The organism is Nocardioides yefusunii (assembly GCF_004014875.1).
In the GTDB taxonomy this organism is placed as follows: Bacteria; Actinomycetota; Actinomycetes; order Propionibacteriales; family Nocardioidaceae; genus Nocardioides; species Nocardioides yefusunii.
The window spans coordinates 845,152-869,848 of record NZ_CP034929.1 but is presented as its reverse complement, the minus strand read 5'-3'; the positions used below and the strand labels follow the sequence as shown (position 1 = coordinate 869,848).

Genomic DNA, 24,697 nt, shown 5'->3' with positions numbered 1-24,697 from the left:
TGCTCGCCAGTCAGCGTCGGAACAGGCGCAGGAAGACGCTGTCGGAAGTCATGGTGACCTTTCCAGTAGCAGACTTTGCCGGTTCAGAGGCGCCCACCTGGTCTGCGTCCGCGAATAGGTCGGCGCCCTTCTTGGGTGGCTTCGGCTTCTTCGACTTCTTGGGCTCCTTCGGGTCGAGCATGGAGGGAGGTGCTTGCGTGTCGCCGCCCAGGGGAGCGAATGCGACGGCGTCTCCGCTGATGGAGAGCGCTACTTCGCGCAGCGGGTTTCCGAACTCTTGAACTCGGTCCGCTGGTCGGCCCTGGTGGACAGTGCCTGCGATGTTGGCTTTCTCTTCAATGGTGCCGACGTGCTGGGCCCACTGGCTGATGGCGCCGACCATGCCTGGGACGTCCTTGGTGGAGCAGGACTGGACGCGGTTCATCAGGAACAGTTGGCGCTGCTCGGGAACCCCTTGGCCGGCGAAGAACTTGAGGCGGCTCAAGAGGTTGTCAATCGCCTGCGGCGACGGGTCGGTGAGTGCGAGGCCGTATGAGTTCGTAGTGAGCAGGAGAGGCAGGATGAAGTGCCCGACCATGTTGTTCCGGTCGAGACTCTCGGTGATCTGGGTATCGATGACGACGTAGTCATAGTTCGCGCGGGCGTGAGCGATGATCGAGCGGTAGGTTTCCGGGCCGACGAGGTCCGGGTCGGGCACCAGGTCGGAGGGCGCAAGGACTGCAGCGAACTTCAGTGGCTCGAGCTTGAGGGAGCGGCTGGCGTTGAGGCGGCTGGCGCTGACGACGCCCATGCCTGGGTCTTCTGAATAGGCAGCCTGGTAGGCGGACGGCAGGCTCCCTTCGCCGACGCGTGTTGCTGAGCGAATGTCGCCCTGTCCAATGTTGGCGTCCACGAGGAGGGTGGAACCTCCAGATGAGCCGAGGAGTTGGGCCAGGGACATTGATGCGGTGGTCTTGCCCACTCCGCCCTTGGCGGACCACAGCACGATGACGGTGCCGGGGCCGCTCATCTCATGCGCGTAGGCGAGGAGTGCCGACTCGTCGGGCCATGACGTCCGTACCCGGCGGGCACTGGTGTCATCGACGACTGCAGGGGCCGGCGCGTGCGTCACGGGTGAGCGCACTGCGGCTGGCGGTTCCTGCGGCTCCGGGGGGACCACCTGCTCTGAGGCCGGGGTTGAGTGGTCAACCTGGAGCTGTGTCGGGGCTGGGTCCGCGTCGGGCGGAGTGGGGGTCTGTGTGGCCTCGGTCCAGACGTGTCCGTCGGGGCCGATGGCGATTTCGGAGATCTCGGGCGGGAAGCCTGAGTATCCGGAGATGGTGAGGAGTTCACCGAGGGAGGTTGGGATGTCTGCGACCTGGGCGGTGATTCCTTCGGGGAGTTCCACGCGGCTGGGGTCGGTGGAGACGATGACTACGTGGGCGGTGTGGGCCAGTGCGGGTAGCCAGGCGATGATGCGTGGGATCGTCTCTTCGTGCAGGAGGACGGGGAAGCTTGCGGTTTCGAGTGCCTGCTGGATGGCGACGACAGCTGTGGGCGGGTGCTCGTTGTGGATCGGCGTGAGGCCGATCTGGCTGAATGGCTCGAGTAGTCCGGGCAGGCCTACGAGCCCAATGGGGGCAGTGTTGGTAGTCATGCGATGCGTGCTCCTGAGGTAGGGAGCTGTGCTCGGCACCCCTGCCAAGCTGCTGCTCCCGGTGGACGTCGCATCGCGACAGTGCGCGCCTGGTCGCCTTCGTCAACCCTCTCGAATGCTTTGCGGATGGCGCAGACATACAGTTTGGGCGTCCGTTGTGCGCGGTCACGGTGTGTCGGGTCATGAGGAGCGGCAGGTGTGGGGTTTCCCTTCCGTGCAGCTGCTCAAGTTTCCGTCCCCAATGGAAGAGAGGGCATCAACATGGGCTACAGGTCCACAGTGCGTGGGGTGGTCAGCGTCATGCTGACTGCCGCACTAGGGGTTGGCGCAGCTGGCCTCACTCCCGCAGGTCAGGCTGCGACCACGAGTGTCGGCGCTTCTGCCGTCGACCCTTTCGATCGCGCTTCTGTTGTTTCTGCTTTGCAGAACGAGTGGATCGCGAGTCAGGAGTTGATCAACTCCTCAACCTGGAACGGTGATGCTGCCACCTGCAAGGCGGGTTCAACGCCGGCTGCTGTGCAGCTGGCTGCAGCGAAGCAGATCAACTTCGTCCGCGGACTCGTAGGGGCCATGCCCGTGGCACTCGACAGCAGCAACGCTGAGCAGCAGGCGGGAGCCCTCCTGGTTCACGTCAACAAGTCCACGCACCACAGTCAGCCACAGTCGGCTAAGTGCTGGACGACTACAGGAAACAATGGCCTTGGTGCTTCACTGCTAGCGCGCAACATTCACCCAGACTCGGCAATCGGAGCATTCCTGGATGACGCCGGGTCTGGAAACGAGAACGTTGGTCACCGACGCTTTCTTCTGGACCGCAACCTCGGCAGTGTCGCCGTTGGGGTAGCGGGAGAGGGCTGGGCCGTGCGACCTGACATCCTCGGCCGGCCGGACGCCAACCAGCCGGGATACAACCCGATCTCAGCGTGGCCCAACCCAGGCTATGCCCCACAGGCGGTATATCCGGCTTCGAGCAATAGGTGGTCTCTGACCACTGCTATCGGTGCCGGCGAAGTGAGCCTCGCTCGCGCTACGGTAAAGGTGACCAAGCTCTTTGGCCACATGGTTTCCAGCAAGGACACACTGATGGGGATTACCATCGAGGAGCAAACGGGCTCATCCTTGGTTTTTTTGACTCAGGGATACGGCAGTTCCAGTGGGCACGCCGGTCGTGACGTGACATTCCGAGTGGAGGTATCCAACCTTTACGACGACTACGGCAAGCGCGTTCCTGACTACGTCTATACGACTACGTCATTCGACCCGACGCGCGCACTGACCGACTGGACTTTGAAGCCGCAGTTGAACGGTCGGCCCGAGGTCAACAAGCCCTACGCGGTCATTGCCGGGCAGAACAGTGCCCTCGCTGCCGCGCCGCACAACTTCGTCACCTACGACTGGCTGGTCGATCAGAACATCGTGGGTCAGGGAGCGTCATTCACTCCGGCAGTGGAGCACGCGGGCAAGAAGCTCAGTGTCCGCGCCACAATCCGCGACATCAACGGATACACGCTCGCCGCAGCGACGGTCAATGCGCCTTACGCCATCTACCAGGAGAAGGCGCCTACCAGCCTGAACCCGCCGACCATCGCCGGCGTGGGAATGGCAGGTCAGACCTTGACCGCCACCCCTGGAACCTGGTCTGGAACCCTCACCAACACCACCTACCAGTGGTTCCGAGGCGGTGCACCCATCCCGGGAGCAACCGCGGCGACCTACAAGGTCAAAACAACCGACTCTGAGTCGCAGATCCGGGTCCAGGTCGTCGGCCACGGCATCGAGGGCTTCACCACCGCAGCCATGTCAGAAGCCATCAACATTGGCCGAGACGAGGAGGCATACAAGAACCCCGAGGTGATCAACCTGCCGGTCATCACCGGGACAGCCCAGGTCAACCAGACCCTCAAGGTCTCCAGCGGTACCTGGACCAATGCGGGATCGTTCGAGTATCAGTGGCTGCGCAACGGAACCGACATTCCTGGAGCAACAGGCACTTCTCGCAAGCTCACTGCGGATGACGTCAACGCGACGATCACCGTCCGAGTCACGGCACGGAGCCTGGGTGGCTACACGATCGCCACCACTGCTGCAGTCGGGCCGGTGGCTTCCATTCCGGTGGTCACTCCGCCTCCAGCAACGCCGGAGCCACCCGCGCCGACTCCGCCTCCAGCTCCACCGAAGGCGAAGGCGATCAAGCTGACCGGCAAGGCCAAGATCTCGGGAACTGTGAAGTCTGGCAAGGTCCTGACTGCCAAGAAGCCGAAGGTCAACGTCTCTGACGCGAAGGTCACCTACCGTTGGTATCGAGCCGGCAAGGCGATCTCGGGTGCCACCAAGGCGAAGTACAAGCTGACGAAGAAGGATGTCAAGAAGCAGATCAAGGTGAAGCTCGTCTTCACCAAGACCGGCTACACCAAGGCATCGTCAACGTCGGCGGCTGTGAAGCCGAAGAAGTGATTCTCCACTGAGAACACCTGTGGGCCCCGCACTCATTGGGACTGCTGCACGGATAGCTCAACTCATGTGGGCCAAGCGCCACGACGTCACTCTGATGTCACCGCTCTTCAACCACGCCTCACCCGACGACGACACCCGGGTCTTCCTCCCCCGCAGCAAGGAGGAACTGGCCGCCTACATCGACCTGGCAGAAGAGTTCGAGAAGCGCAGCGCCTGACCAAGCAACAACGACGAAGGGCCCCACCGTACGGTGGGGCCCTTCGTCGTTGGTTGTGCCAAGAGGGCTGGTCTGAGGCGCGAACTTTTTCGCGAATGGTTCAGGCACTATTTCGCGAACGCCTCTGTGTGGAGCTGCGGGGAATCGAACCCCGGTCCTCGAGCGCCGATCCAGGTCTTCTACGGGTGTAGTCGGTGCTGGCGCTTTTCTCGGCCCCGATGCTTGCACAGACACATCATCGACAGGCTCAGCCGGGAAAAAGTCCCGCGGACACCTCCCGGCAGGGAGTCCGCAGCAAGTCCTCTAAATGAGGCCTGGGTCCGGGACGAGGACAGATGCCCGGTCAGACCCTTCGATCACTGCTCAGGCAGCGAGAGCGAAGTCGTTGCGCTTGGAGTTGGCAACTATTGGTTTCCAGCGATCGTTAACGAGATAACGCTGGCTTCTCGACCCGCTTCCCCTGGAACTAACGTCCCAAGTCGAAACCGATCAGCCCCTCTTGAGTTTTCAAACTGTGGCCAGCATACCCCTCGTGGCAAGGAGCCACGACCTCGACAGCGTCATCGTCCGTCCCAGAACGGCCCGAACACGTGGGTCCGCTCGAGCGTGCGCCCCTGGCTCTTCACCTTCACCACCAGACGGACCTTCTTGGTCCGCCACGCATGACGCACCGTGAGGGACCGTCCGGTCGTGGCGAGGCGACGCTTGCCGACGTACCAGGTGCGGGACACCTTCGCCCCGGGCGCCACGACAGTCTTCGCCACCTTGATCCGACGCCCGGTGTAGAGCGGGTCCTCCATGACCTCGCCCCACCTGTCCACCGCCCAGGTGGCGTCGGCCGCCTTGTTCTTGCCCGAGCACTTCACCCAGTAGCGCCGCACGTCGGGCGCCGCTCCGGCACGGGTCACGGTGGTCTGCAGGTAGGTGCCTCGGAACGGGCCCACCCAGTCCACACCCCGCTTGCGATCACGCTTGAGGTCCCACTGGAAGGTCTTGGTCTTCGGCACCCTGGTGACGGCCGCCTTCACCGTGCCGTCGCACGCGTGCCAACTGAAGGTGAATCGCGTGCCCGGGACGAACCTAGACACCTTGCCTCTGGTGACCCGACCCCAACCGTCGTCGTAGATCGCTGCCGAGGGCATCCCCTTGATCCGAGCCCGGAACCCGATCGACCCCAACTCGGGCCGGTACTCCCACGCCTCCCACCACTCCTCAGTGGTGTCGTGGACGCGCTTGAGGTACGAGGCACTGGTGTGCGTCTCCCCCTTGGCCCGGTTCGGTGTGGGCACCGCGGGCGCGTTGGCCACGTCCTGCAGGAACTCGACGTCCTCGGGGTCGATCTCCTCGGGGTCGATCTCCTCGCTCGTTCCCGGGGACAGATGCCGGGTCCACGTCAGCCTGACCACGTCCGCCTCGAGATCCATCACCCACGCCTGGGAGAACACGAACGACGTCAAGCCCGCTTCCGTGACGTAGCCGTTGTGCCGTGCCATCGAGGAGGCCAGATGCATCCGCCACTTCCCCGCCGGTACCTCGGCGATGACGAACGTCACCGTTCCTGGGGCATGCACCACCGCGCGCTCCTGCAACGCGCGCCCTCCGGTTCCCGTGAGCGACGGCACGACCGCGGCCCCCGACTTCCCCGGACTATCCAGGCACTCCGTGGCACACAAGGACAGCGTCACCGTCTCTCCGACGGGGACGGCCACCCCTGTGAAGGTCATGGTGAGCGTCGCCTCTGCATGCGCTGGAGCCACCGCCGGCACGGAGAGCAACAGGGCAACCAACACCGACAGGACCAGCGCTGCCGGACGTCGTGCTTCAGAATTCCTGGACCGGATCACCATGGCCAGAATCTCCCGCACCACCAGCGAACCGGACCACCCGTTCAGCAGATCCCGAACAGATTCCGGACGTTCTCGCGGCACACGGCGCGCAGCCACCGCTCCCCCAGACCGAGGCGCTCCAGAGCGTCCAACTGTTCGACGTAGGGGTAGGGGATGTTGGGGAAGTCCGAACCGAGGAAGACCTTCCCGGCCAGCCCTACCTCCCCCAGCGCCGGAACGAGGTCGGGCGGGTAGATCCCACCCATCTCGTCGAAGTAGGGAGTGAACGCCATCGTCGTGTCGAGCCCGACGTGCTCGTACCGCACCGCCAGATCGAGGAACTCGCGGTACTCGGGCGCCCCGGCGTGCGCGATCACCAGCCGCAGCCGCGGGTGCCGCCGCAGCAGCTCGGCCACCGGTCCCGGCCCGGTGTGCTCGGTGGGGATCGGCCCCGACCCGGCGTGCAGCACCACCGGCGTCCCGGCCTCGGCGATGACGCCCCAGGCGTCGTCGATCAGCGGGTCGGTGACGTGAAAGGCACCCACCTGGACGTGCACCTTGAAGAGCTTCAGCCCTGAGGCGATCCGCTCCGCGACGTAGCTGGCGGCCGATCCATCGGGCTCGGGGAAGAACGTCCCGCAGCGCAGCACCTCGTCGTGCTCGGCCGCGAACGCCGCAGCCCAGTCGTTGAGGAACTCCGCCATCCCGGGGCGGTGCGCGTACGGCAACGCCGAGAACGTCTGCACCCCGAAGCGGCGCAGGATCTCCACCAGCCCCGGGTTGGTGTCGCGGTAGCGCAGCGGCCACGGGCGCCCGATCAGCGGACCCGCAGCGTCGAACTGCTCGCGAACCTTGCGGAAGACCCGCGGCGGCAGCAGGTGGGCGTGGATGTCGACCAACCCCGGCAGCCCGTGCCGCGCGGTCCACGCCCGCACCGCGTCGACGTCGGCGTCGAGCGCAGCCCCGGTGACGTGACCGGGACCGGTGGCGACGTCGACCTCAGGATCGATCTGGTGGTGCAGGCACACGGCGGGGCTCCCTCCTGACGCCGGACGGCGTGGAGGGAACGTACCCCTGCAGGGTCGAGGACGTCAGTCCTTGAGCCCCTTGAGACGACGCTGCACCGCAGCTTCCTTCTCCCGGTTGGCCTGCTGGGTGGCCAGGGTGTGGCGCTTGTCGAACTGCTTCTTGCCCTTGGCCAGAGCGATCTCGACCTTGGCGCGGCCGTCCTTGAAGTAGAGCGAGAGCGGGATCAGGGTGTAGCCCTTGTCCATCAGCTTGCGCTCGATCTTGTCGATCTCGTGGCGGTTGAGCAGCAGCTTCCGCTTGCGACGCGACATGTGGTTGGTCCAGGTGCCCTGGGAGTACTCCGGGATGTGGGCCTGCAGCAGCCACGCCTCACCGTTGTCGATCTCGCCGAAGCCGTCCACCAGCGACGCGCGTCCCTGACGCAACGACTTCACCTCGGTACCCACCAGGACGAGGCCCGCCTCCCAGGTGGTCTCGATGTGGTAATCGTGGCGCGCCTTCTTGTTCTGCGCGATCAGCTTGGTGCCCTGCTCCTTGGCCATTCACCCATCCTCCCAAATGTGGGCCCGGAAGTGTCAGACGGGCCTCTCCACCCCATGCGGAGAAGCCCGGACGACGACGTTCAGAGCCAGTCGCGCGGGTCGGCAGTGGCGCCGTTGACCCGCACGGTGAAGTGCAGGTGGCAGCCCGTCGACCAGCCGGTGCTGCCGACGTACCCGACCAGCTGACCACGCTTGACGCGCTGCCCGACGCTGACGACGTAACTGGTCGCGTGGTTGTAGTTGCTGCTCACGTTGACGCCGCGCAGACGGCCGTGGTCGACGAAGAGTCGGTTGCCGTAGACGCTGTCGGCGTAGCGGGCCACGACCTCGCCGTCGGCAGTGGCGTACATCGGAGTCCCGCAGCCCACCGCCCAGTCCTGGCCGTCGTGCATGCCCCAGTAGCCGTAGATCGGGTGCTGACGCATGCCGTACGGCGAGGAGAGACGTCCACCCTGGACGGGCGCGTAGAACGTCCCACCTCCGGTGGCGACCGTCGGGGTCTTGCGGGCCTCACCCTGCTTCTTGGCGCGGGCGGCGGCACGCTTGCGGAGCAGGTCCTCGATCCGGGACTCCTCGCGCTTGAGTGCCTGGAGCGCGGCCTCGTCGGCGGCGCGAGCCTTCGCTGCGGCCGCGGCGGCGGACTCACGCTGGGTGACCAGTGCGGCCACGTCGTCACGAGCACGCTGGGCTGCGTCCTCGAGTGCCTGCATCGCGCTCAGGTGGGCAGCTGCAGCCTTGCGCTGGACCTCGACGGCGTCGCGGGCGTCCTCGACCTGTCCGCGCTGCACCTCGAGCAGGACGCGCGAGGCGACCAACTCCTGGTAGGCGCCGGCCTCACGGTCGACGATGGCCTGCTTCATCTCGCTCTGACGAGCCAGGTCGGCGGGGGTCTTGGCGTCGAGCAGGGACGCGAACGCGATCAGCGACGGGTCGCCCTGCTGGTACATGTCGGTGATGGTGGCCGCGACCGACTCCTGCTGCTCGGCCGTGCGGGCCTCGCCGTCGGAGAGCGCCTTCTCGGCCCGGGCCAGCTCAGCCTCTGCTGCGGCCAGCGCGAGACGCATCCGTTCGTCCTCGGCCTTCGCGGAGGACACCTTCGCCTCCGCAGCAGCGAGAGCCCCCTGTGCGGAGGCCAACTTCTTCTGTGCCGCGGCCAGCCGGGCGCTCGCCTCACGAGCCTCCTTGCTGGAGGAGTGCAGGTCGTCCTCGGCGTGGTCGATGTCCTTCTCGACCTTCTTCTGCTTGTCCTTGAGGTCGTCGGCCAGCGCCGACGTCGAGGCCGACATCAGCGAGGTCGCCATCACGGCAGCGAGCAGCGCGGACGCCGCACGACGACGGCCGGTACGGGGGAAGGAACGCACCAGAGGACCTTTTCTGCAGCAGTGGTCAGGAGAAGGAAGACGTACCTGTGCGACGGTACCCGCGAGGCCTCACACCTTGAGGTATTTGCGCGTCAGCACGAGTGTCGGGAGCAACGTCAGCACCGGGCCGAGGATCGCGATCGCAGCCAGCGCGACGCCGAACTCGCCCGAACCCACCCACGGCATGAACTGCAGGTTGTCGGCCGCGAGGTCACCGACCACGAAGTGCATGAAGGCAGCGAGCGTGCCGCCGGCCAGCGCCACACCCAGCAGTGCCGTCACCAACGACTCCAGCAGGAACGGCAACGCGATGTAGACGGTCGAGGCGCCCACCAGACGCATGATGCCGATCTCCTTGCGACGCGCGAACGCCGCCAGACGGATCGTGTTGCCGACCAGCAGCAGGGCTGCGAGCACCAGGAACGCAGCCGTTCCGATCGCACCCCACTTGAGGGCGTCGAGGGCGCCGTAGATCGGCTTCAGGGTGTCGCGCATGTCGCGGATGCCGGAGACACCGTCGAGACCCTCCACAGCGGACGTGATGCCCTCGTACTGCTCGGGGTCCTTGAGCTCGATCCACACCGACTCCGGCATGTCCTGGGCCGTCGCGGCCGGGTTGGGGCCCTCGAAGCGCTCCTCGCCGAGCAACTCCTTGACCTTCTCGAACGCGACCTCCTTGGACTCCAAGTGATGTCCCGCGACCTCAGGGTTGTCCTGGACGACCTTCACGATCGCGTCGCGCTGGACGTCGGTGACCTCACCAGTGCAGCCGGGGCTGGAGTCGTTGGCCTTGCACAGCCAGACGGTGATCTGGAGCTGCGAGCCCCAGTGCTCCGACGCCTTCGCGGCCTGCTGATTGAGCAGGACACCCAGACCGACCAGGGTCAGGGAGACGAAGAGCGTGAGCACGACGGCGACGTGCATCGACAGGTTGCGGCGCAGGCCCTGTCCGAGTTCGGAGAAGACGTATCGCGACTGCATGGGAGTGGGGTGACCTCTCGGTGGTGGTTCAGGGGAACTGGATCGGGAACGGACTCAGCCGCGGGCGCCGTAGACGCCCTGGGACTGGTCGCGCAGCATCCGGCCGTGCTCCAGCTCGATGACGCGCTTGCGCATCTGGTCGACGATCCCGGCGTCGTGGGTGGCCATGACCACCGTCGTGCCCTCGCGGTTGATCCGGTCGAGCAGCTTCATGATGCCGACCGACGTCGTCGGGTCGAGGTTTCCGGTGGGCTCGTCGGCGATCAGGATCATCGGACGGTTCACGTAGGCGCGGGCCACGGCCACACGCTGCTGCTCACCACCGGAGAGTTCGTCGGGCATCCGGTCGGCCTTGCCCTCCAGACCCACCAGTTCGAGGGTCTCGGGAACGAGCTTGCGCACGTCGGCGCGCGAACGGCCCGTCACCTGCATCGCGAACGCGACGTTCTCGGCCACCGTCTTGTTGGGCAGCAACCGGAAGTCCTGGAAGACCGTGCCGATCTGACGACGCAGCGCAGGCACCTTCCAGTTGGAGAGGCGGTTGATCTCCTTGCCCGCGACGTACACACGACCCGCCGTGGGGCGGTACTCCCGCAGCACCAGACGCAGGAAGGTCGACTTGCCCGAGCCGGACGAACCGACCAGGAAGACGAACTCGCCCTTCTCGATCTCGACCGAGACCTGGTCGAGCGCGGGCTGGGCGTGGCCCGGGTAGGCCTTGGTCACCTTCTCGAAGCGAATCACGTGGATCGACGATACGTGAGCATCCGTCACGGTGTGGGGACGCTCGCCGTGACGGACGCCGCGTGCCGGGACCTAGGTCCCGAAGACGGCCCTCATTTGCCCGAACCTCTCCCGATGCTGCACGCGCGACCGATCTGGTCGAGGTGACCAAGGCGTCGAATTTCCTGAGGTTCAGCCCGCGTCTCGCCGCGGGGATCGCAGCCGCGCTCGTGGGCGGTACCGTGCCGTTCGCCCTCACCGACGACATCCCGCACCCGCCGAGCACGACCGCGGCCGCGACGCCGGTGGTCGAGACGCCGGTGGTCGAGACGCCAGTGGTGCGGCTCGACTCCCCCGTCTCCGGGGTCGAGGCGGTGGAAGCCCTGGGCGGCGCCGAGAGCGACGCCCTCGCTGCCGTGGCCGACGCCCACGGGCTGGAGCCCGAACGTCTGGCCGCCACCCTGGCCGCCGACCCGACCGTGCACGTCAACACCGAGGGACGACTCTTCGTCGCCGACGACCTCGCGACCCACGCTGCCCAGCACGGCGACACCGACGTCGACGGCCACGCACACGATGCGACTCCCTCGCCGGCCACGGCCCACGCCGAGACCATCCCCGGAACCGGGGCCGCCGACGCCGGCACCTGGCTGGCCACCCGAGCCCCCGCATCGGAGTGGGCAGGCGTGGCCGGCCCCGGCCGGTTCACCTCCGAGCAGGGACCGCACGCGCCGCTCGCCTCGACCTTCGCGCTGCACAGCAACCCGGGTGCCGCCCGCACCCTCTTCCTCGACGTCGACGGCCACGACCTCACCGGCACCGGCTGGGGCGGCGGGTACGACGTCACCGACGCCGAGGTCGCGACCTTCCACGAGGGCTGGGACCCCGCCGGGGACGGTCCGGCCTTCTCCGCCTCCGAGCGCACCCTGCTCCAGGAGGTCTGGGCCCGCGTCGCCGAGGACTACGCCGCCTTCGACGTCGACGTCACCACCCAGGACCCGGGCACGGCAGCCCTGACCCGCAGCAGCGCCAGCGACACTGTCTACGGTGCTCGTGCCCTCTTCAGCGACAGCGCCGCACTGGCCCAGGCCCGCACCGGCAGCACCTCCCAGAACGGCACCGTCGGCATCGCCTACGTCGGCACCTTCTCGACGGTCGCGTCGAAGTACCAGATCGCGCCCGCGCTGGTCATGACCGGCAAGATGCGCGGCTACGACGCCGACACCCTCGCCTGGACCGCATCCCACGAGTTCGGACACAACCTGGGTCTGTGGCACACCTTCGACACCACGAACCCGCTCGGCTCCGAGGACGACTCCAGCGCACTGCACACCCGCACGATGGACTACGCCAACTCGCGTGCACTGTCGGTCTTCTCCCAGCCCGAACGCGGCGTCATGGAGACGAACGGACTGCCGCTGCGCCGCGACGAGGCAGGCGACACGGCCACCACCGCCCGCGCTCTCGACCTCCCCAACGTGAACGCCACGATCACGTCGGGCACCGACGAGGACTGGTACGCCCTGTCGGGCTGCACCGACCTGCGCGCCCGCGCCGTCGTCGCCGGGACCACCCCCGGACTCGATGTCGCGGTGGAGATCCGCGACGCCTCCGGCGCGCTGCTGGGCACCGACAGCCCCGTCACGACCGTCGGGGCCAAGCACCGCAACAACGGCGTCGACGCCGACGTCCACCACTCCTTCGACACTGCCTCCTCGGCCTTCGTCGTCGTACGTGGCGCAGGCAGCCGTGACGGTGCCGACGGCGAGGAGTACCCGCGCAGCCACGTCGTCGGCGGGTACACCCTCGACGTCACCGGGTGCGACGCAGCCCTGACCGCCCCGTCCGCACCGCGCGAGCTGAAGGCCGTCACCGGTGGCGCCACCTCCCCCGACGGCACCACCGTCACGTGGGAGGCACCGTCAGCACGCGGTGGAGCCGAGCCCGCCTACGACGTCTCCGTCGCGGGCCACCGCACCGTCCGGCTCCCGGCCGGCACCACGTCGTACACGGTCTCCGACGCGGACGTCTCGACCCCGGTGACGGTCAAGGTGCGTGCCGCGCACGCAGGCGGCACGTCGCCCTGGACCACCGTGACCTCCGAGGGCGCGCCGCTGGCCCCGCTGCACGCTTCCGCGGTGCGCAACTCCGACGGGACCTGGACGATCCGGACCGTCCGCGACCCGCGCTCGCCCGGTACGTCGGGCCGGATCTGGTTCCGCACCTCGTCGGCGGGCACCACCCCGAACGCCTACCACGACTCCGTGCACTACGAGGACGCCCACACGGTTCCCTCGACCTATCTGGCCGCTGGCATGACGACGCGCGTCGAGGTCCAGGACACCGCTCGTGGACGCACCCAGACCCGCTCCTACACGGTGCGTGAGACCGCCGTCGCGCCCGGTGTCCCGACCTCGGTGGGCGCCACCGCCGAGGGCGACAGCCTGCACGTGACGTGGGCGCTGCCGACCGACGACGGCGGCGAGTTCGCCCACTACCGGGTCCGCGTGGACGCCGGCGAGTGGGTGGACCTGGACGGCTACACCTTCGAGCACACGTTCACGGGCCTCGGCCTCGGTACGCACGTGGTCGAGGTGCTCGCGACCCACACTGCAGGCTCCAGCCCGGCCGTCACCGTGGTGGCCGGTGCAGCCGGAGGGGCCGACGCTGTTCCCGGAGCTCCTCGCGAGGTCACCGTCGAGGACACCGGTGACGCCCCCGTGGTGGCTTGGGAGGCCCCGCGCGGCGGCGCCAGCACCGTCGACGCGTGGTCGGTGAGCGTCGGCAACCAAACCGTCCAGGTACCCGCCCACGTGCGGCACCTCGTGCTCACGGGCATGCACGCCTCCTCCGACCTCCGGGTCTCGGTGTCCGCAGTGAGCGCACTGGGTACCCCCGGTCCCGCACGGACCGCGACCCTCTTGTCTGGTCACTGAACGGCCAAATCACCGAAACCAGTTCACGGTGCACTGCATCCACCTATCGTGATGATGTGATTCTTGACACCCGCCAGAGCGATCCTCGTCGTCGGCCGACTCGCAGGCTCTCAGGACGAGCGAGGCTGACGGCGGGAGCCGGCGTCGTGGCGGCGCTCGCCTTGATCAGCGCCGTGCTCCCGACGCTGATCAAGGATATGCCTCCCGGTATCCCCGAGGTGCACTCGGCGGACCACGACGGCTCGGCAGCCACGACGACCAGCGCCACCACCGACGCCAGCGCCGAGGCCACCACCGCGCCAGTCCACGTGGAACTGGACCTGGACCTCGACTCCCCCGCCTCCGGGCGCGCGGCCGTCAGGATCCTCGGCGGACGGGACGGCTCCGACCTCGCCGCCGTCGCCCGGGCCCACGCCATGAGCGCCACCGAACTTGCCGACCTGTTCGTCAGGGACGTCTCCCTGCACGTGGACGCTTCCGGGCAACTGCTCTTCGCCGACGCCCTCGATGAGCAGGTCCCAGTAACCGGGTCCGGGATACCTGAAACCGCAGGCGGCGTCGACTTCGGTGGCTGGAGTGATCCCATGCTCCCCCCTTCGGTCGACGCCACGTTCGCGTTGCACAGTCGCCCCGGTGCGAAGCGCACGATCTTCCTCGACTTCGACGGGTTCGAGTTCACCGACACCCAGCAGTGGAAGGCCCGAGGCTTCTACCGCGGATGGGACCCCAGCAAGGACGGCGCGGCCTTCAACGACGAAGAACGCCTCATGGTCCAGGACGTCTGGCGCCGCGTGGCCGCCAACTTCGCGATCTTCGACGTCGACGTCACCACCGAACAGCCCAGCGCTGCCGCTCTCGAGCGCTCGAACGTGTCCGACCCGGAGTTCGGTGCCGTCGCAGTGATCTCCGACAACGCCAACATCATCACCCACATCCAGACGGGCGGGTCGGGCAGCGACCCCGACACCGACGAGGTTGCGAACGGAGTCGTGGGGCTGGCCTACCTCAACACCTTCGGCTCCATGGCAGCCTACGGCCCCTCCTGGGCCGCCAGTAGAACGCCTTCCGTCACATGGGCCAACAGTCGCGACGCCGCGTGGACTGCACACGCCGTTTCCCACGAAGTGGGGCACAACCTGAACCTGACCCACACCTTCGCACGCAGCGGTGACGACGCCAGCGACGTCAGTGACCTGCATGCCCGAATCATGGACTACGCGGGCGCGCGTCCTCTGGAGGTCTACCCCCGCGAGGACCGGTCGACCATATCCGCGGCCGGCGCTCAACTGCTGCCTGACGAGGCCGGCAACTCCGCCTCCAGAGCCGCACAACTCCCCGCGACCGGTCGCGTCAGCGGCGTCGTCTCCAACTCCTCCAACTCCTCCGAGGATGGCCGTGACGAGGACTGGTACCGACTCGAGGAATGCAGCTGGCTCAGCGCCCGGGTCACGGTCACCGACCGGCTCTCCGCTCTCGACCTCAAGCTGACGCTGAGAGACGCCGAGGGAGCCGAGGTGGCTACCGACGCCCCCGCCACCCAATTGACCACAGGCATCCTCTCCGGACGGGATGCGTCCTTGGAGGGGCTCACCCCCCAAGGGCCTCTCTACCTGGTGGTCAGCGGTTCCAGCCCCACCGCAGGCGGCGTGGAGCCTGCTGACCCCAGGTCGGTCCTGGGCACCTACCCCTCCAGCCACGCCAACGGCCGCTACGCCCTGGCGGTCGCCGGTTGCAGGGGCCTGCCCTCCGGTGCGCTGCCTCCGAGCGGCTTCAGCGGCATCACCACTCCTACCGGGACCACCACCCTGACATGGGACCCGCTGCCGGACACGCCCCTCGACGCCTCACGTGCCAGCGTCGAGATCAAGGTCGCAGACCGTCGCGCGGTCACGGTGCCCGTGACTGAGACCTCGTGGTCCACGACCACCAGCCCAGGCGTCCCCGTAGAGGTGAAGGTCCGGCTACGAACACCGGCAGGAGCATCGGCCTGGGCCGAGACCGTCACCAGCACCGGCCCCAAGGCACCCCTGCACCTCAGCGTGATGACCACCGGGGGCACGACCCGAGTTCGCATCGTCCGCCACCCCGCCGACTCATCGACGACGGTCAACATCTTCATCCCGAGCATGCCGAACTCCTACTTTCCGGTGTCTCCCGTGCCCACCACGTGGGTCTATCCGACCACCTACGCCAGCGCGGTGGGCCAGAGCGGCAGGATGACCTTCGTCGACCCTCGCTTCCCCGGCAAGAGCGTCAACGTCCCCTTCACCGTGCGCGCTGAAGCCGCCGCGCCCAGCCCGCCCACCCAATTCACCGCGTATCGAAGGGGCGACAGCATCGATCTGTCGTGGGCCCCACCTCGGGACGACGGCGGCGCACCACTGCGATACGTGGCTATCGTCGGCCACTCGGTGACCGAGGTGGACGGCACCCAGTTCTCCACCAGTGTCCAAGGCGTGAGCCGCACCACTGACACCGCCGCTCAGATCATCGCGCTCAACCGGGCCGGTGCCAGCCATTCGGACGTCATCGCTCTGCCTGCCGTCAACGCATCCAACTCCAGGCCGAGCGCACCCACCGAAGTGCAGCTCGACACCGAAGGCGACTCCACCGCACTGATCTGGGGGCTCCCCCGCGACGAGGGCAGCTCGCCGGTCACCGGCTGGGTGGTGACGATCGGCGACCGCACCGTGGAGTACTCGCGCAGCACCCGGTCAATGGTCCTCACCGGTTTCCGCACGGACCGCTCGATGGCCGTCACCTTGGCAGCACTGAACAGAGAGGGCGTTGGTCCAGCTCGCACCGTCACACTGAGTCCGTCCCCTTGAACCCGCGGCCCTGAGTCCCTACCCGTCAGTCCGTGCCCATGCCTCCAGCTCATAATTCCCGCTGTATGGGCACAGCTTTCTCTCACTCTGCGAGAAAATTCATGCACGTGAGCCAGAAACAGTCTCATTCAACAATTGACCAATATACGGTTCTCGAATGCGCAACCCCTCCCTCCCCCGTGCCCGGGGCGCGCTGGCTGCGATGGTGCTGACCCCAGCACTCGTCGTCACCGGCGCCCCCGCGATGGCACAGACTGAACCGTTCACCTCCTCGCCCCTGGTCGTCGCTCCCGTCGACGCAGAATCCCCGACCTCCACCGAGCTCTCCGGTTGGGCCGACGGCTCCGACGTGTACCTCTCGTGGCAGCCCGTCGACGGCGTCACCGCGTGGCACCTCTCCGACACCACCGGCGCCTGGACGACCACGCTCGAGGCCGACGCCTCCGAGCACGTCTTCACCGACGTCACCCCCGGTGACCACCTCTTCGAACTGCGCGCCGTGAACGCGGCCGGCGCCGAGAGCGCTCCTGCGAGCGTCCAGGTGTTCGTCGAGCGCAGTGTCCCGCGTCCCACCGGTCTCGCTGCGACCGTCGAGGGGCGCGACGTCGTCCTCACCTGGGACCCGATCGAAGGCGCCACCGGCTGGGGCGTCGGCTACGACTGGAACGCCGAGTACCTGTCGGGGCCACCACCTCGCACCGCTTCACCGACCTCGAGCCCGGCGAGTACGAGTTCTGGGTCAACGCCCAGGTCCAGGGCCGCGAGGGACGTTCCGCGACCGTCGTGGTCACCGTGCCCGAGACCACCTCGGCACCGTCCGCCCCGCTGGGCGTGGCGACGAGCATCAACGGCACCTCCGTCACCCTCACCTGGCAGCCACCGGCCAACCCGGGCACCTCACCCCTGACCGGCTACGTCGTCACCTCCTCGAAGGGGACCGTCACGCTGGGCACCGACGCGACCTCGTACGTGGTCCGCGGGCTGACCCGCGGGGACGCACACACCCTCAGTGTCGCCGCGGTCAACGCGGTGGGCACCGGTGCGGCAGCCACTGTCATCACCCCGGCCGCCGTCCCGGCCGGAGCAGTCCAGGACCTCCGCGTCGACCACTCGGGCAAGACCCCGGTGCTGCGCTGGTCCGCGCCTGCCGACGACGGCGGCGCCGACCTCATCCGGTACTTCTTCAACGACGGCCGCACCACCTACGCCACGTCCGGAGGTTCCTACACGCTGACGTCCTACGCCCGCGGTGCCACACACACGTTCTCCGTGTACGCGACCACCAAGGCCGGCAACGGCGCGCGAGCCACGATCGAGGCCGCACTGCCCCGCCTGGCCCCCACCGCACCGCGCAACCTGAGCGTGCAGGGACGCAAGGTCTCGTGGCAGGCACCTGAGGTCGACGTGTACCAGCCCGCGATCAGTGGCTACACCCTGACGTACGGCGCCACCACCGTCACCCTCGCGCCCGGCACCACCACCCACACCCTGCCGCAGGGCCTGCAGGGTCGGACGACGGTCTCGGTCGCTGCCGTCGCCACCACCGGGACCGGCGTCGCCACCTCGACCACCGTCGACCTCGGCTTCAGCGCCGTCGCGGCAGCCAGTGGCGTGAAGGCCTCCTTCGCACGCACCGACGCCACCGTCGCCTGGGCTGCCCCGGCCAGCCTCAAGGGTCACGAGAACATCGTCTGGACGGTCGTCGCCAAGCAGGGCAAGAAGGTCGTCGGCACGAAGAAGGCCACCGTCGGTCTGCAGGCAGGCAGCGTCACCTTCACCGGCCTGGCCCGTTCCGCGACCACGTTCAGCATCACCGGTCAGGGCAACCGTGGAGGTGCAGTCAGCGCTGCCGTGAGCGTCTCGGCCACGCCGGCGAACAACGTCCCCTCCGCCCCGCGCAACCTTTCAGTCTCGCTCAAGGACGGCGTCGCCACAGTCAAGTGGAAGGCCCCGGCCGACAACGGCGGCAAGAAGCTCACCAAGTACGTCCTGAGCCTCAACGGCAAGCAGGTCGCGACCCCCAAGGCGTCGGCCACGTCGGCCAAGGTCAAGAACGTCCGCAAGGGCGTCACCGAGAAGTTCGTGCTCAAGGCCGTGAACGGAGTCGGCACCGGCCTGGCGGCCACCGAGGAGTTCTACCTGGTCACCGCTCCGGGCAAGCTCGACAAGGGCTACGCGAAGGCCGGACTGGTCAAGAAGTCGGTCTTCCTGCAGTTCGCCAAGCCCAAGGACGACGGCGGCTCGGAGATCCTCTTCTACGAACTCCAGTACAAGCGCGTCTGGGGTGGCGCGTTCAAGAAGTACTACGAGATCGAGGACCGTCGCATCTCCAAGCACGACCGCTCGCTCACCATCTACAACGCCAGCAAGGGCACCTACACGGTGCGCGTCCGTGCAATGAACCGGCACGGCGCCTCGCCCTGGTCGGCGTGGAGCAAGGGCTACAAGATCTCCTGACAGCTGCGTCCGCGCCGCACGTGCGGATGCGTCATGACGACGAAGGCCGGATCCCCACACGGGGATCCGGCCTTCGTCGTCAGCGCAGGGTGTCAGCGCAGGGTGTCAGCGCGAGGATCAGTTCTCGTCGGCCTTGTCGGAGCCACGGCGCCAGCGGATGCCGGCCTCCAGGAAGCCCTCGAGGTCGCCGTCGAAGACGGACTGCGGGTTGCCGGACTCGAAGCCGGTGCGCAGGTCCTTCACGATCTGGTACGGGTTGAGGACGTAGTTGCGCATCTGGTCACCCCAGGACGCCTGCACGTCGCCGCGCATCTCGTCGAGGTGGGCCTTCTCCTCGGCCTTCTTGAGCGCGAGGAGCTTGGCCTTGAGGACGACCATCGCGGACGCCTTGTTCTGCAGCTGCGACTTCTCGTTCTGGCAGGAGACGACGGTGCCGGTGGGGATGTGCGTCAGGCGGACGGCGGAGTCAGTGGTGTTGACCGACTGGCCACCGGGGCCGCCGGAGCGGTAGACGTCGACGCGGATCTCCTCGTCGGGGATCTCGATGCTGTCGGTCTGCTCCAGGACGGGAACGACCTCGACGGCGGCGAACGACGTCTGTCGACGGCCCTGGTTGTCGAAGGGGCTGATGCGCACCAGGCGGTGCGTTCCGGCCTCGACCGAGAGGGTGCCGTAGGCGTAGGGGGCCTTGACCGCGAAGGTGGTCGACTTGATGCCGGCCTCTTCGGCGTAGGAGGTCTCGAAGACCTCGACCGGGTAGCCCTGCTGGTCGGCCCAACGGATGTACATGCGCTGCAGCGTCTGGGCGAAGTCGGCCGCGTCGACGCCGCCGGCACCGGAACGGATGGAGACCAGCGCCTCACGGGAGTCGTACTCACCGTTGAGGAGGGTACGGATCTCGAGGGACTCCACCGACTTCTTGATCCGGTCGAGCTCCTGCTGGGCGTCGGCGAGGGAGTCTGCGTCGCCCTCGTCCTCGGCCATCTCGGCGAGGACTGCGAGGTCCTCGATCCGGTCGGTCAGGGAGGTCCAGCGCTCCATCTCGCCGTTGAGCTGCGAGAGGCGACCAGTGACGCGCTGGGCGTTCTCCTGGTCGTCCCAGAGGTCGGGCGAGCCGACCTGGTCCTCGAGCTCGGCGATCTCGATGTTCATCGCGTCCAGGTCGAGGACCTGGCCGATGGTCTTCATGGTCGCGGTGAGCGTCTTGATCTCTGCGTCGAAGTCGGTTCCAGCCACCGACCCAGCCTACGGCCCCACCACCCGGGTGTCGAAGCGGCCACCTGCGGACGTGTCGCCGACCACGGCGGGCGGTGCACGCCGGAGCCACCTATAGGCGATTCAACCTGAATCGAGAAGTACGCGCGCGAGCCCGAGGCACGCTCACTAGAGTTCTCCGCGTGACCAGCGAGACCCCTTCCCCCGCCCTGCCCCTGACCGGCGTCCGCGTGCTCGAACTCGGCAACTTCATCGCCGCTCCGACCGCGGCCCGCCTCCTCGCCGACTTCGGCGCCGAGGTGATCAAGGTCGAACGCCCCGGCAAGGGCGACGAGCTGCGCAACTGGCGCCTCTTCGCAGGCGACACCTCGATGCTCTACCGCACGATCAACCGCAACAAGCGTTCGATCGAGCTCGACCTGCGCTCCGAAGCCGGCCTGGCCGCTGCCAAGAAGTTGCTCGCCACCTGTGACGTGCTGGTGGAGAACTTCCGCCCCGGCACCCTCGACAAGTGGGGTCTCGACGCGGCCACCCTCGCCGAGATCAATCCCGAGCTGGTCGTGGCCCGCGTCTCCGCCTACGGCCAGACCGGCCCCATGTCGGACCGCCCCGGCTTCGCCGCGGTCGCCGAGGCCTACGGCGGCCTGCGCGAACTGGTCGGCGAGGAGGACCGCCCGCCGTCGCGCGTCGGCGTCTCCATCGGCGACTCGATCGCCGGTCTGTACGCCGCGTTCGGCGTCGTGATGGCGCTCTTCCAGCGCCAGAGCGCGCGTGCCACCGGCGCCACCCCGCACTCCCCGCTGACCCAGCAGATCGACGTGGCTCTGCACGAGGCGATCTTCTCGATGATGGAGTCGCTGGTCCCCGACGTCTCCGCCCACGGCGTCGCACGCGTGCGCACCGGTGGCCGCATGCAGGGCATCGCCCCCTCCAACGCCTACCCGTGCAGCGACGGCGACGTGGTGATCTCCGGCAACGCCGACAACCTCTACCCCAAGTTCATGCGTGCGATCGGTCGCCCCGACCTGGCCGATGACCCCGACCTGGCCACCAACGCCGGTCGCTGGAACCGTCGCGACGAACTCGACGAAGCGATCGGGGCGTGGACCGGCGCCCGCACCCGCGCCGAGGCACTGGAGGTCCTGGAGGCCGCAGACGTCCCCGCCGGACCGATCCAGACCGCGGCCGACATCATCGTCGACCCGCAGTTCGTGGCCCGCGAGATGGTGCAGACCCTCGACGTCGACGTCGCCGGCGAGACCAAGCAGGTCGCCTTCCCCGGCATCGTGCCGGTGCTCGGCGATGCCTCCCTCCCGGTACGCCACGTCGGCCCCGACCTGGGCGCCGACAACGACTACGTCTTCCGCGAACTGCTGGGACTCTCCGACGACGAGGTTGCCGCACTCACCGCCTGATCCACCTGCACACAGGGCCTGCTCTCCACCCGGAGGGCAGGCCCTGCGTCATTCCGGAGCCTTGGCCGCCCCCGTGCGGTCTGGACCTGCGACCTCCTGAATGGACAAGAACGGAATGTCCTTTAAATGCATCATTTTGGTGTGATTAACTTCCGTGAACTTCCACCCGGAAACCACTTCACCTGGAGACACGCATGGGCACCACCGCGACCACCCGCCGTCAGCTGGCCGGCCGCGTCGCGATGCATCTGGGCTTCTTCGCCTTCCTGATGCTGCTCTGGTGGGGCGTCACAGCCGCCGGATGGGTGCGTCAGCTCTACCTCCCCTCCCCCGGCTCCGTCTGGGACGCCTTCGTCCAGGCCAACACCGACCATCCGCTCTCCGAGGGGTCCGAGCGCATGGTCCGCGGCGAACAGAACCACTACATGTGGGAACACCTGCTCGCCTCACTGCGTCGGATCGGCACCGGCGTCGCGCTGGCCGTCGTCGTCGGCATCCCGTTCGGCCTCCTGCTCGCGACCACCTGGTTGGGACGCCTCCTGGAGCCCTACCTGCACTTCCTGCGCTCGCTGCCACCCCTGGCCTACATCGGCCTGCTGATCGTCTGGTTCGGCATCGGCGACAGCTCCAAGGTCTGGCTGCTCTTCCTCGCCGCATTCCCGCCGATCGCGATGGCCACCATCTCCGGCGTGCGCGCCATCCGCGAGGACCAGGTCAACGCCGTGCGCAGCCTGGGCGCCTCCCGACTCCAGACCCTCACCCACGTCTCACTCCCGGCGACGCTGCCCGAGGTGCTCACCGGCATCCGGATCGCCACCGGCTTCGCGTGGACCACCGTCGTGGCCGCCGAGATCTCCAACGGTCTGCCCGGCATCGGCGGACTGGCCTACCTGGCCGGCACGCAGCTCAACTCGGCCCTCGTCATCGCCTGCATCGTGGTGATCGGCGTGGCCGCCATCCTGCTCGACCTGGCCCTCAAGGGCCTCGAGAACGTCCTCGTCCCGTGGAGGGGCAAGGCCTGAACCGCGCACCCGCGCAGAAACTGGAGCACCATCATGAACACCCGTGTGAGGCGGGGGGCCTCCGCACTGGCCCTCGCCACCCTGCCCCTGTCCCTCGTCGCCTGCAGCAGCTCCGACACCGACGAGAAGAAGGACACCACCTCCGGCGCGGTCGCGTGCCCGTGGGAGCCCGACACCTCGGTCACCACGAAGGCCCGCATCGCGTGGCAGGCCATCCCCAACGCCGACGTCGTCGTCAAGGACCAGGGCCTGCTGGAGGCCTGCCTGCCCAACGCCGAGATCTCCTGGGTCCAGGCCTCCTCGGGCGGCGACGTGATCAAGTACTACGGCGCCGGCGAGGTCGACCTCGGCCTGATGGGCTCCGCGCCCGCCGCCCGTGCGGCCTCCGCCCCGCTCAACCAGGACATCGACCTCCAGGTCGTCTGGATCCACGACATCATCGGCGACGCCGAGTCGCTGATCGTCAAGGACGGTGCCGCCTCCGACATCGCCGGCCTCCAGGGCAAGAAGATCGCGGTCCCGTTCTCCTCGACCGCTCACTACTCGCTGTTGCAGGCGATCGGTGACGCCGGCCTGGACGCCAGCGACTTCGACATCATCAACCTGGAGCCCGAGCAGATGCCGGCTGCCTGGTCGACCGGTGACATCGACGCCGCCTGGGTCTGGGACCCAGCCCAGTCGAAGCTGATCGCAGACGGCGGCGAGCGGATCCTCTCCAGCGCCGACACCGCCGAGGCCGGACGTCCGACCTTCGACGTCGGCACTGTCAGCACCGAGTTCCTCGCCGCGAACACCGCGTTCGTCAACGCCTGGGCCAAGGTCCAGGACCACGCCGTCTCCGTGATCAAGGACGACCCCGCGAAGGCAGCCGAGTCGGTCGCCGTCGTCCTGGGCATCACTCCCGAGGACGCCGAGAAGCAGTTCGCCGGCCTCAAGTACCTCACCGCCTCCGAGCAGGCGGGCAAGGACTACCTGGGCGGCAACTTCGCGGACGACCTCTTCACCACCGCCACGTTCCTCGCGACCCAGCCGGACGGCATCAAGGCCGTCGGCACCGCCGAGGAGTACGCCGCCCACGTCGCAGCCGGTCCGGCCGCGGCCGTCGCCGAGTGACCTGCCACCAGTGACCGAGCACCTGAACCGACCAGGAGCACACGCATGACCACCCCCGACGGCCACGGCCTGGAGTTCACCGACATCCGCCACCACTTCACCGTGGGCGGGCGTCGGGTCGACGCACTGACCGGGATCGACCTGCGGATCGATCCGGGCGAGTTCGTCACCCTGGCCGGGCCGTCGGGGTGCGGCAAGACGACCCTGCTGCGCCTCGCCGCAGGGTTCATGAGGCCCAGCGCAGGGTCGGTGACCTCGGGCGGTCGCCCGATCACCGGACCTGCACCTGACCGTGGCGTCGTGTTCCAACAGCCCAACCTGTTCCCGTGGTTCACGGTGCGACGCAACGTCGAGCTGGGCCCGAAGCTGCGAGGCGTGGGACGAGCCGAGCGCCGCGAACGCGCCGAGAAGTACCTCGACCTCGTGGGCCTGGCCGACTTCGCCGAGCACCGGCCCTACGAGCTCTCCGGCGGTATGCAGCAGCGGGCCCAGATCGCCCGGGTGCTGGCCAACGAGCCCGACGTCGTGCTGATGGACGAGCCGTTCGGTGCTCTCGACGCACTGACCCGCGAGCGGCTGCAGGAGGAGCTGCTGCAGATCTGGCGCGAGACCGGGCGGACGATCCTGTTCATCACCCACTCCGTCGACGAGGCGGTGTTCCTCGGCTCACGGGTTCTGGTGATGAGCCCCCGGCCCGGCAAGGTCGTGCTCGACCGTTCCGCGGTCTTCACCGACACCGGCGGTCTGGGACGGGTCGCTCCGAGTGAGATCCGCCAGCTGCCTGCGTTCGTGTCCCTGCGCAACGAGGTGCGCGAGGCGATCCACGGGGACGCTCCCGTCGAGAGCTGACGGGCGAAAAGGCCTCCAAAACGGCAGAACCCCCGCATCCGCACGGACCGGGGTTCTGACGACCACTGACATGTTGCAACAGTGCGCCCACGA

18 protein-coding genes and 1 other RNA gene are annotated in these 24,697 nt (G+C 67.8%); 10 read left to right on the top strand and 9 right to left on the bottom strand.

From position 1 onward, the window contains the following. Nucleotides 1–10 precede the first annotated feature (10 nt). Nucleotides 11–1,636, bottom strand: coding sequence for a CpaE/TadZ family protein (locus EOV43_RS03930; RefSeq protein ID WP_128219778.1), 1,626 nt, complete (start codon nucleotides 1,634–1,636; stop codon nucleotides 11–13). Between the two features lie 288 nt (nucleotides 1,637–1,924). Here EOV43_RS03930 and EOV43_RS15315 point away from each other — a divergent pair, with 288 nt between their 5' ends. Then, entirely contained in the window at nucleotides 1,925–4,090 is a 2,166-nt protein-coding gene (locus EOV43_RS15315; RefSeq protein ID WP_164878648.1) for a CAP domain-containing protein, read from the top strand. 64 nt (nucleotides 4,091–4,154) lie between these two features. Beyond that, nucleotides 4,155–4,307 (top strand): hypothetical protein, encoded by a 153-nt coding sequence (locus tag EOV43_RS15310; protein ID WP_164878647.1) that lies wholly within the window; start codon nucleotides 4,155–4,157, stop codon nucleotides 4,305–4,307. A gap of 126 nt (nucleotides 4,308–4,433) precedes the next feature. On the opposite strand, the gene ssrA is transcribed toward EOV43_RS15310, so the two are convergent. From ssrA to ftsE, 7 genes are all read right to left on the bottom strand, one after another. Next, nucleotides 4,434–4,804: a transfer-messenger RNA gene (ssrA, locus tag EOV43_RS03920) on the bottom strand. A gap of 63 nt (nucleotides 4,805–4,867) precedes the next feature. After that, complete coding sequence (locus EOV43_RS03915) at nucleotides 4,868–5,860, bottom strand: hypothetical protein (RefSeq protein WP_128219776.1); 993 nt, start codon at nucleotides 5,858–5,860, stop codon at nucleotides 4,868–4,870. 335 nt (nucleotides 5,861–6,195) lie between these two features. Beyond that, the gene (locus EOV43_RS03910; protein ID WP_239022217.1) at nucleotides 6,196–7,161 is read right to left on the bottom strand and encodes an amidohydrolase family protein; all 966 of its coding nucleotides are present in this window, start codon (nucleotides 7,159–7,161) and stop codon (nucleotides 6,196–6,198) included. A gap of 63 nt (nucleotides 7,162–7,224) precedes the next feature. Continuing rightward, on the bottom strand, nucleotides 7,225–7,704 hold the full coding sequence (gene smpB / locus EOV43_RS03905) for an SsrA-binding protein SmpB (protein ID WP_128219775.1): 480 nt from the start codon (nucleotides 7,702–7,704) through the stop codon (nucleotides 7,225–7,227). Nucleotides 7,705–7,784: 80 nt separating this feature from the next. Then, the gene (locus tag EOV43_RS03900) at nucleotides 7,785–9,065 is read right to left on the bottom strand and encodes a M23 family metallopeptidase (protein WP_128219774.1); all 1,281 of its coding nucleotides are present in this window, start codon (nucleotides 9,063–9,065) and stop codon (nucleotides 7,785–7,787) included. A 69-nt stretch (nucleotides 9,066–9,134) separates the two neighbouring features. Continuing rightward, nucleotides 9,135–10,046: a permease-like cell division protein FtsX gene (gene ftsX / locus EOV43_RS03895; protein ID WP_128219773.1), complete on the bottom strand. Its 912-nt coding sequence runs from the start codon at nucleotides 10,044–10,046 to the stop codon at nucleotides 9,135–9,137. 54 nt (nucleotides 10,047–10,100) lie between these two features. Further along, nucleotides 10,101–10,790 (bottom strand): cell division ATP-binding protein FtsE, encoded by a 690-nt coding sequence (gene ftsE, locus EOV43_RS03890; RefSeq protein ID WP_128219772.1) that lies wholly within the window; start codon nucleotides 10,788–10,790, stop codon nucleotides 10,101–10,103. Between the two features lie 143 nt (nucleotides 10,791–10,933). Between ftsE and EOV43_RS03885 the strand changes: the two genes are divergently transcribed. The 4 genes from EOV43_RS03885 to EOV43_RS03870 all read left to right on the top strand — a co-directional run bounded on the left by EOV43_RS03885 (nucleotide 10,934) and on the right by EOV43_RS03870 (nucleotide 18,990). Beyond that, a complete protein-coding gene (locus tag EOV43_RS03885) occupies nucleotides 10,934–13,705 on the top strand; it encodes a zinc-dependent metalloprotease family protein (protein WP_128219771.1) in 2,772 nt (923 codons plus the stop codon). Between the two features lie 146 nt (nucleotides 13,706–13,851). Next, nucleotides 13,852–16,533: a M12 family metallo-peptidase gene (locus EOV43_RS03880; protein ID WP_128219770.1), complete on the top strand. Its 2,682-nt coding sequence runs from the start codon at nucleotides 13,852–13,854 to the stop codon at nucleotides 16,531–16,533. A 157-nt stretch (nucleotides 16,534–16,690) separates the two neighbouring features. Next, nucleotides 16,691–17,440: a hypothetical protein gene (locus tag EOV43_RS03875; protein WP_128219769.1), complete on the top strand. Its 750-nt coding sequence runs from the start codon at nucleotides 16,691–16,693 to the stop codon at nucleotides 17,438–17,440. Further along, on the top strand, nucleotides 17,326–18,990 hold the full coding sequence (locus EOV43_RS03870) for a fibronectin type III domain-containing protein (protein WP_164878646.1): 1,665 nt from the start codon (nucleotides 17,326–17,328) through the stop codon (nucleotides 18,988–18,990). Before EOV43_RS03875 ends, EOV43_RS03870 begins: the two co-directional genes overlap by 115 nt. 117 nt (nucleotides 18,991–19,107) lie before the next feature. Here EOV43_RS03870 and prfB read toward each other — a convergent pair whose 3' ends face one another. Continuing rightward, nucleotides 19,108–20,226 (bottom strand): peptide chain release factor 2, encoded by a 1,119-nt coding sequence (gene prfB, locus EOV43_RS03865; protein WP_128219767.1) that lies wholly within the window; start codon nucleotides 20,224–20,226, stop codon nucleotides 19,108–19,110. Nucleotides 20,227–20,387: 161 nt separating this feature from the next. Between prfB and EOV43_RS03860 the strand changes: the two genes are divergently transcribed. From EOV43_RS03860 to EOV43_RS03845, 4 genes are all read left to right on the top strand, one after another. Continuing rightward, nucleotides 20,388–21,620 carry a CaiB/BaiF CoA transferase family protein gene (locus tag EOV43_RS03860; RefSeq protein ID WP_128219766.1) on the top strand — a complete coding sequence of 411 codons (1,233 nt, stop codon included), beginning with the start codon at nucleotides 20,388–20,390 and terminating at the stop codon, nucleotides 21,618–21,620. A gap of 194 nt (nucleotides 21,621–21,814) precedes the next feature. Then, a complete protein-coding gene (locus tag EOV43_RS03855) occupies nucleotides 21,815–22,642 on the top strand; it encodes an ABC transporter permease (protein ID WP_128219765.1) in 828 nt (275 codons plus the stop codon). 33 nt (nucleotides 22,643–22,675) lie between these two features. Continuing rightward, nucleotides 22,676–23,755, top strand: a complete 1,080-nt coding sequence (locus tag EOV43_RS03850; RefSeq protein WP_128219764.1) for a taurine ABC transporter substrate-binding protein — start codon at nucleotides 22,676–22,678, stop codon at nucleotides 23,753–23,755. Between the two features lie 45 nt (nucleotides 23,756–23,800). Beyond that, complete coding sequence (locus EOV43_RS03845) at nucleotides 23,801–24,604, top strand: ABC transporter ATP-binding protein (protein WP_128219763.1); 804 nt, start codon at nucleotides 23,801–23,803, stop codon at nucleotides 24,602–24,604. Nucleotides 24,605–24,697: the final 93 nt, after the last annotated feature.

What these genes read in the sequence shown, in the direction of transcription:
- EOV43_RS15310 (WP_164878647.1), top strand. Translation starts at nt 4,155, where the DNA reads ATGTGGGCCAAGCGCCACGACGTCACTCTGATGTCACCGCTCTTCAAC.
- EOV43_RS03845 (WP_128219763.1), top strand. Translation starts at nt 23,801, where the DNA reads ATGACCACCCCCGACGGCCACGGCCTGGAGTTCACCGACATCCGCCAC.
- ftsX (WP_128219773.1), bottom strand. Translation starts at nt 10,046, where the DNA reads ATGCAGTCGCGATACGTCTTCTCCGAACTCGGACAGGGCCTGCGCCGC.
- EOV43_RS03855 (WP_128219765.1), top strand. Translation starts at nt 21,815, where the DNA reads ATGGGCACCACCGCGACCACCCGCCGTCAGCTGGCCGGCCGCGTCGCG.
- smpB (WP_128219775.1), bottom strand. Translation starts at nt 7,704, where the DNA reads ATGGCCAAGGAGCAGGGCACCAAGCTGATCGCGCAGAACAAGAAGGCG.
- EOV43_RS03850 (WP_128219764.1), top strand. Translation starts at nt 22,676, where the DNA reads ATGAACACCCGTGTGAGGCGGGGGGCCTCCGCACTGGCCCTCGCCACC.
- EOV43_RS03875 (WP_128219769.1), top strand. Translation starts at nt 16,691, where the DNA reads ATGCGCAACCCCTCCCTCCCCCGTGCCCGGGGCGCGCTGGCTGCGATG.
- EOV43_RS03930 (WP_128219778.1), bottom strand. Translation starts at nt 1,636, where the DNA reads ATGACTACCAACACTGCCCCCATTGGGCTCGTAGGCCTGCCCGGACTA.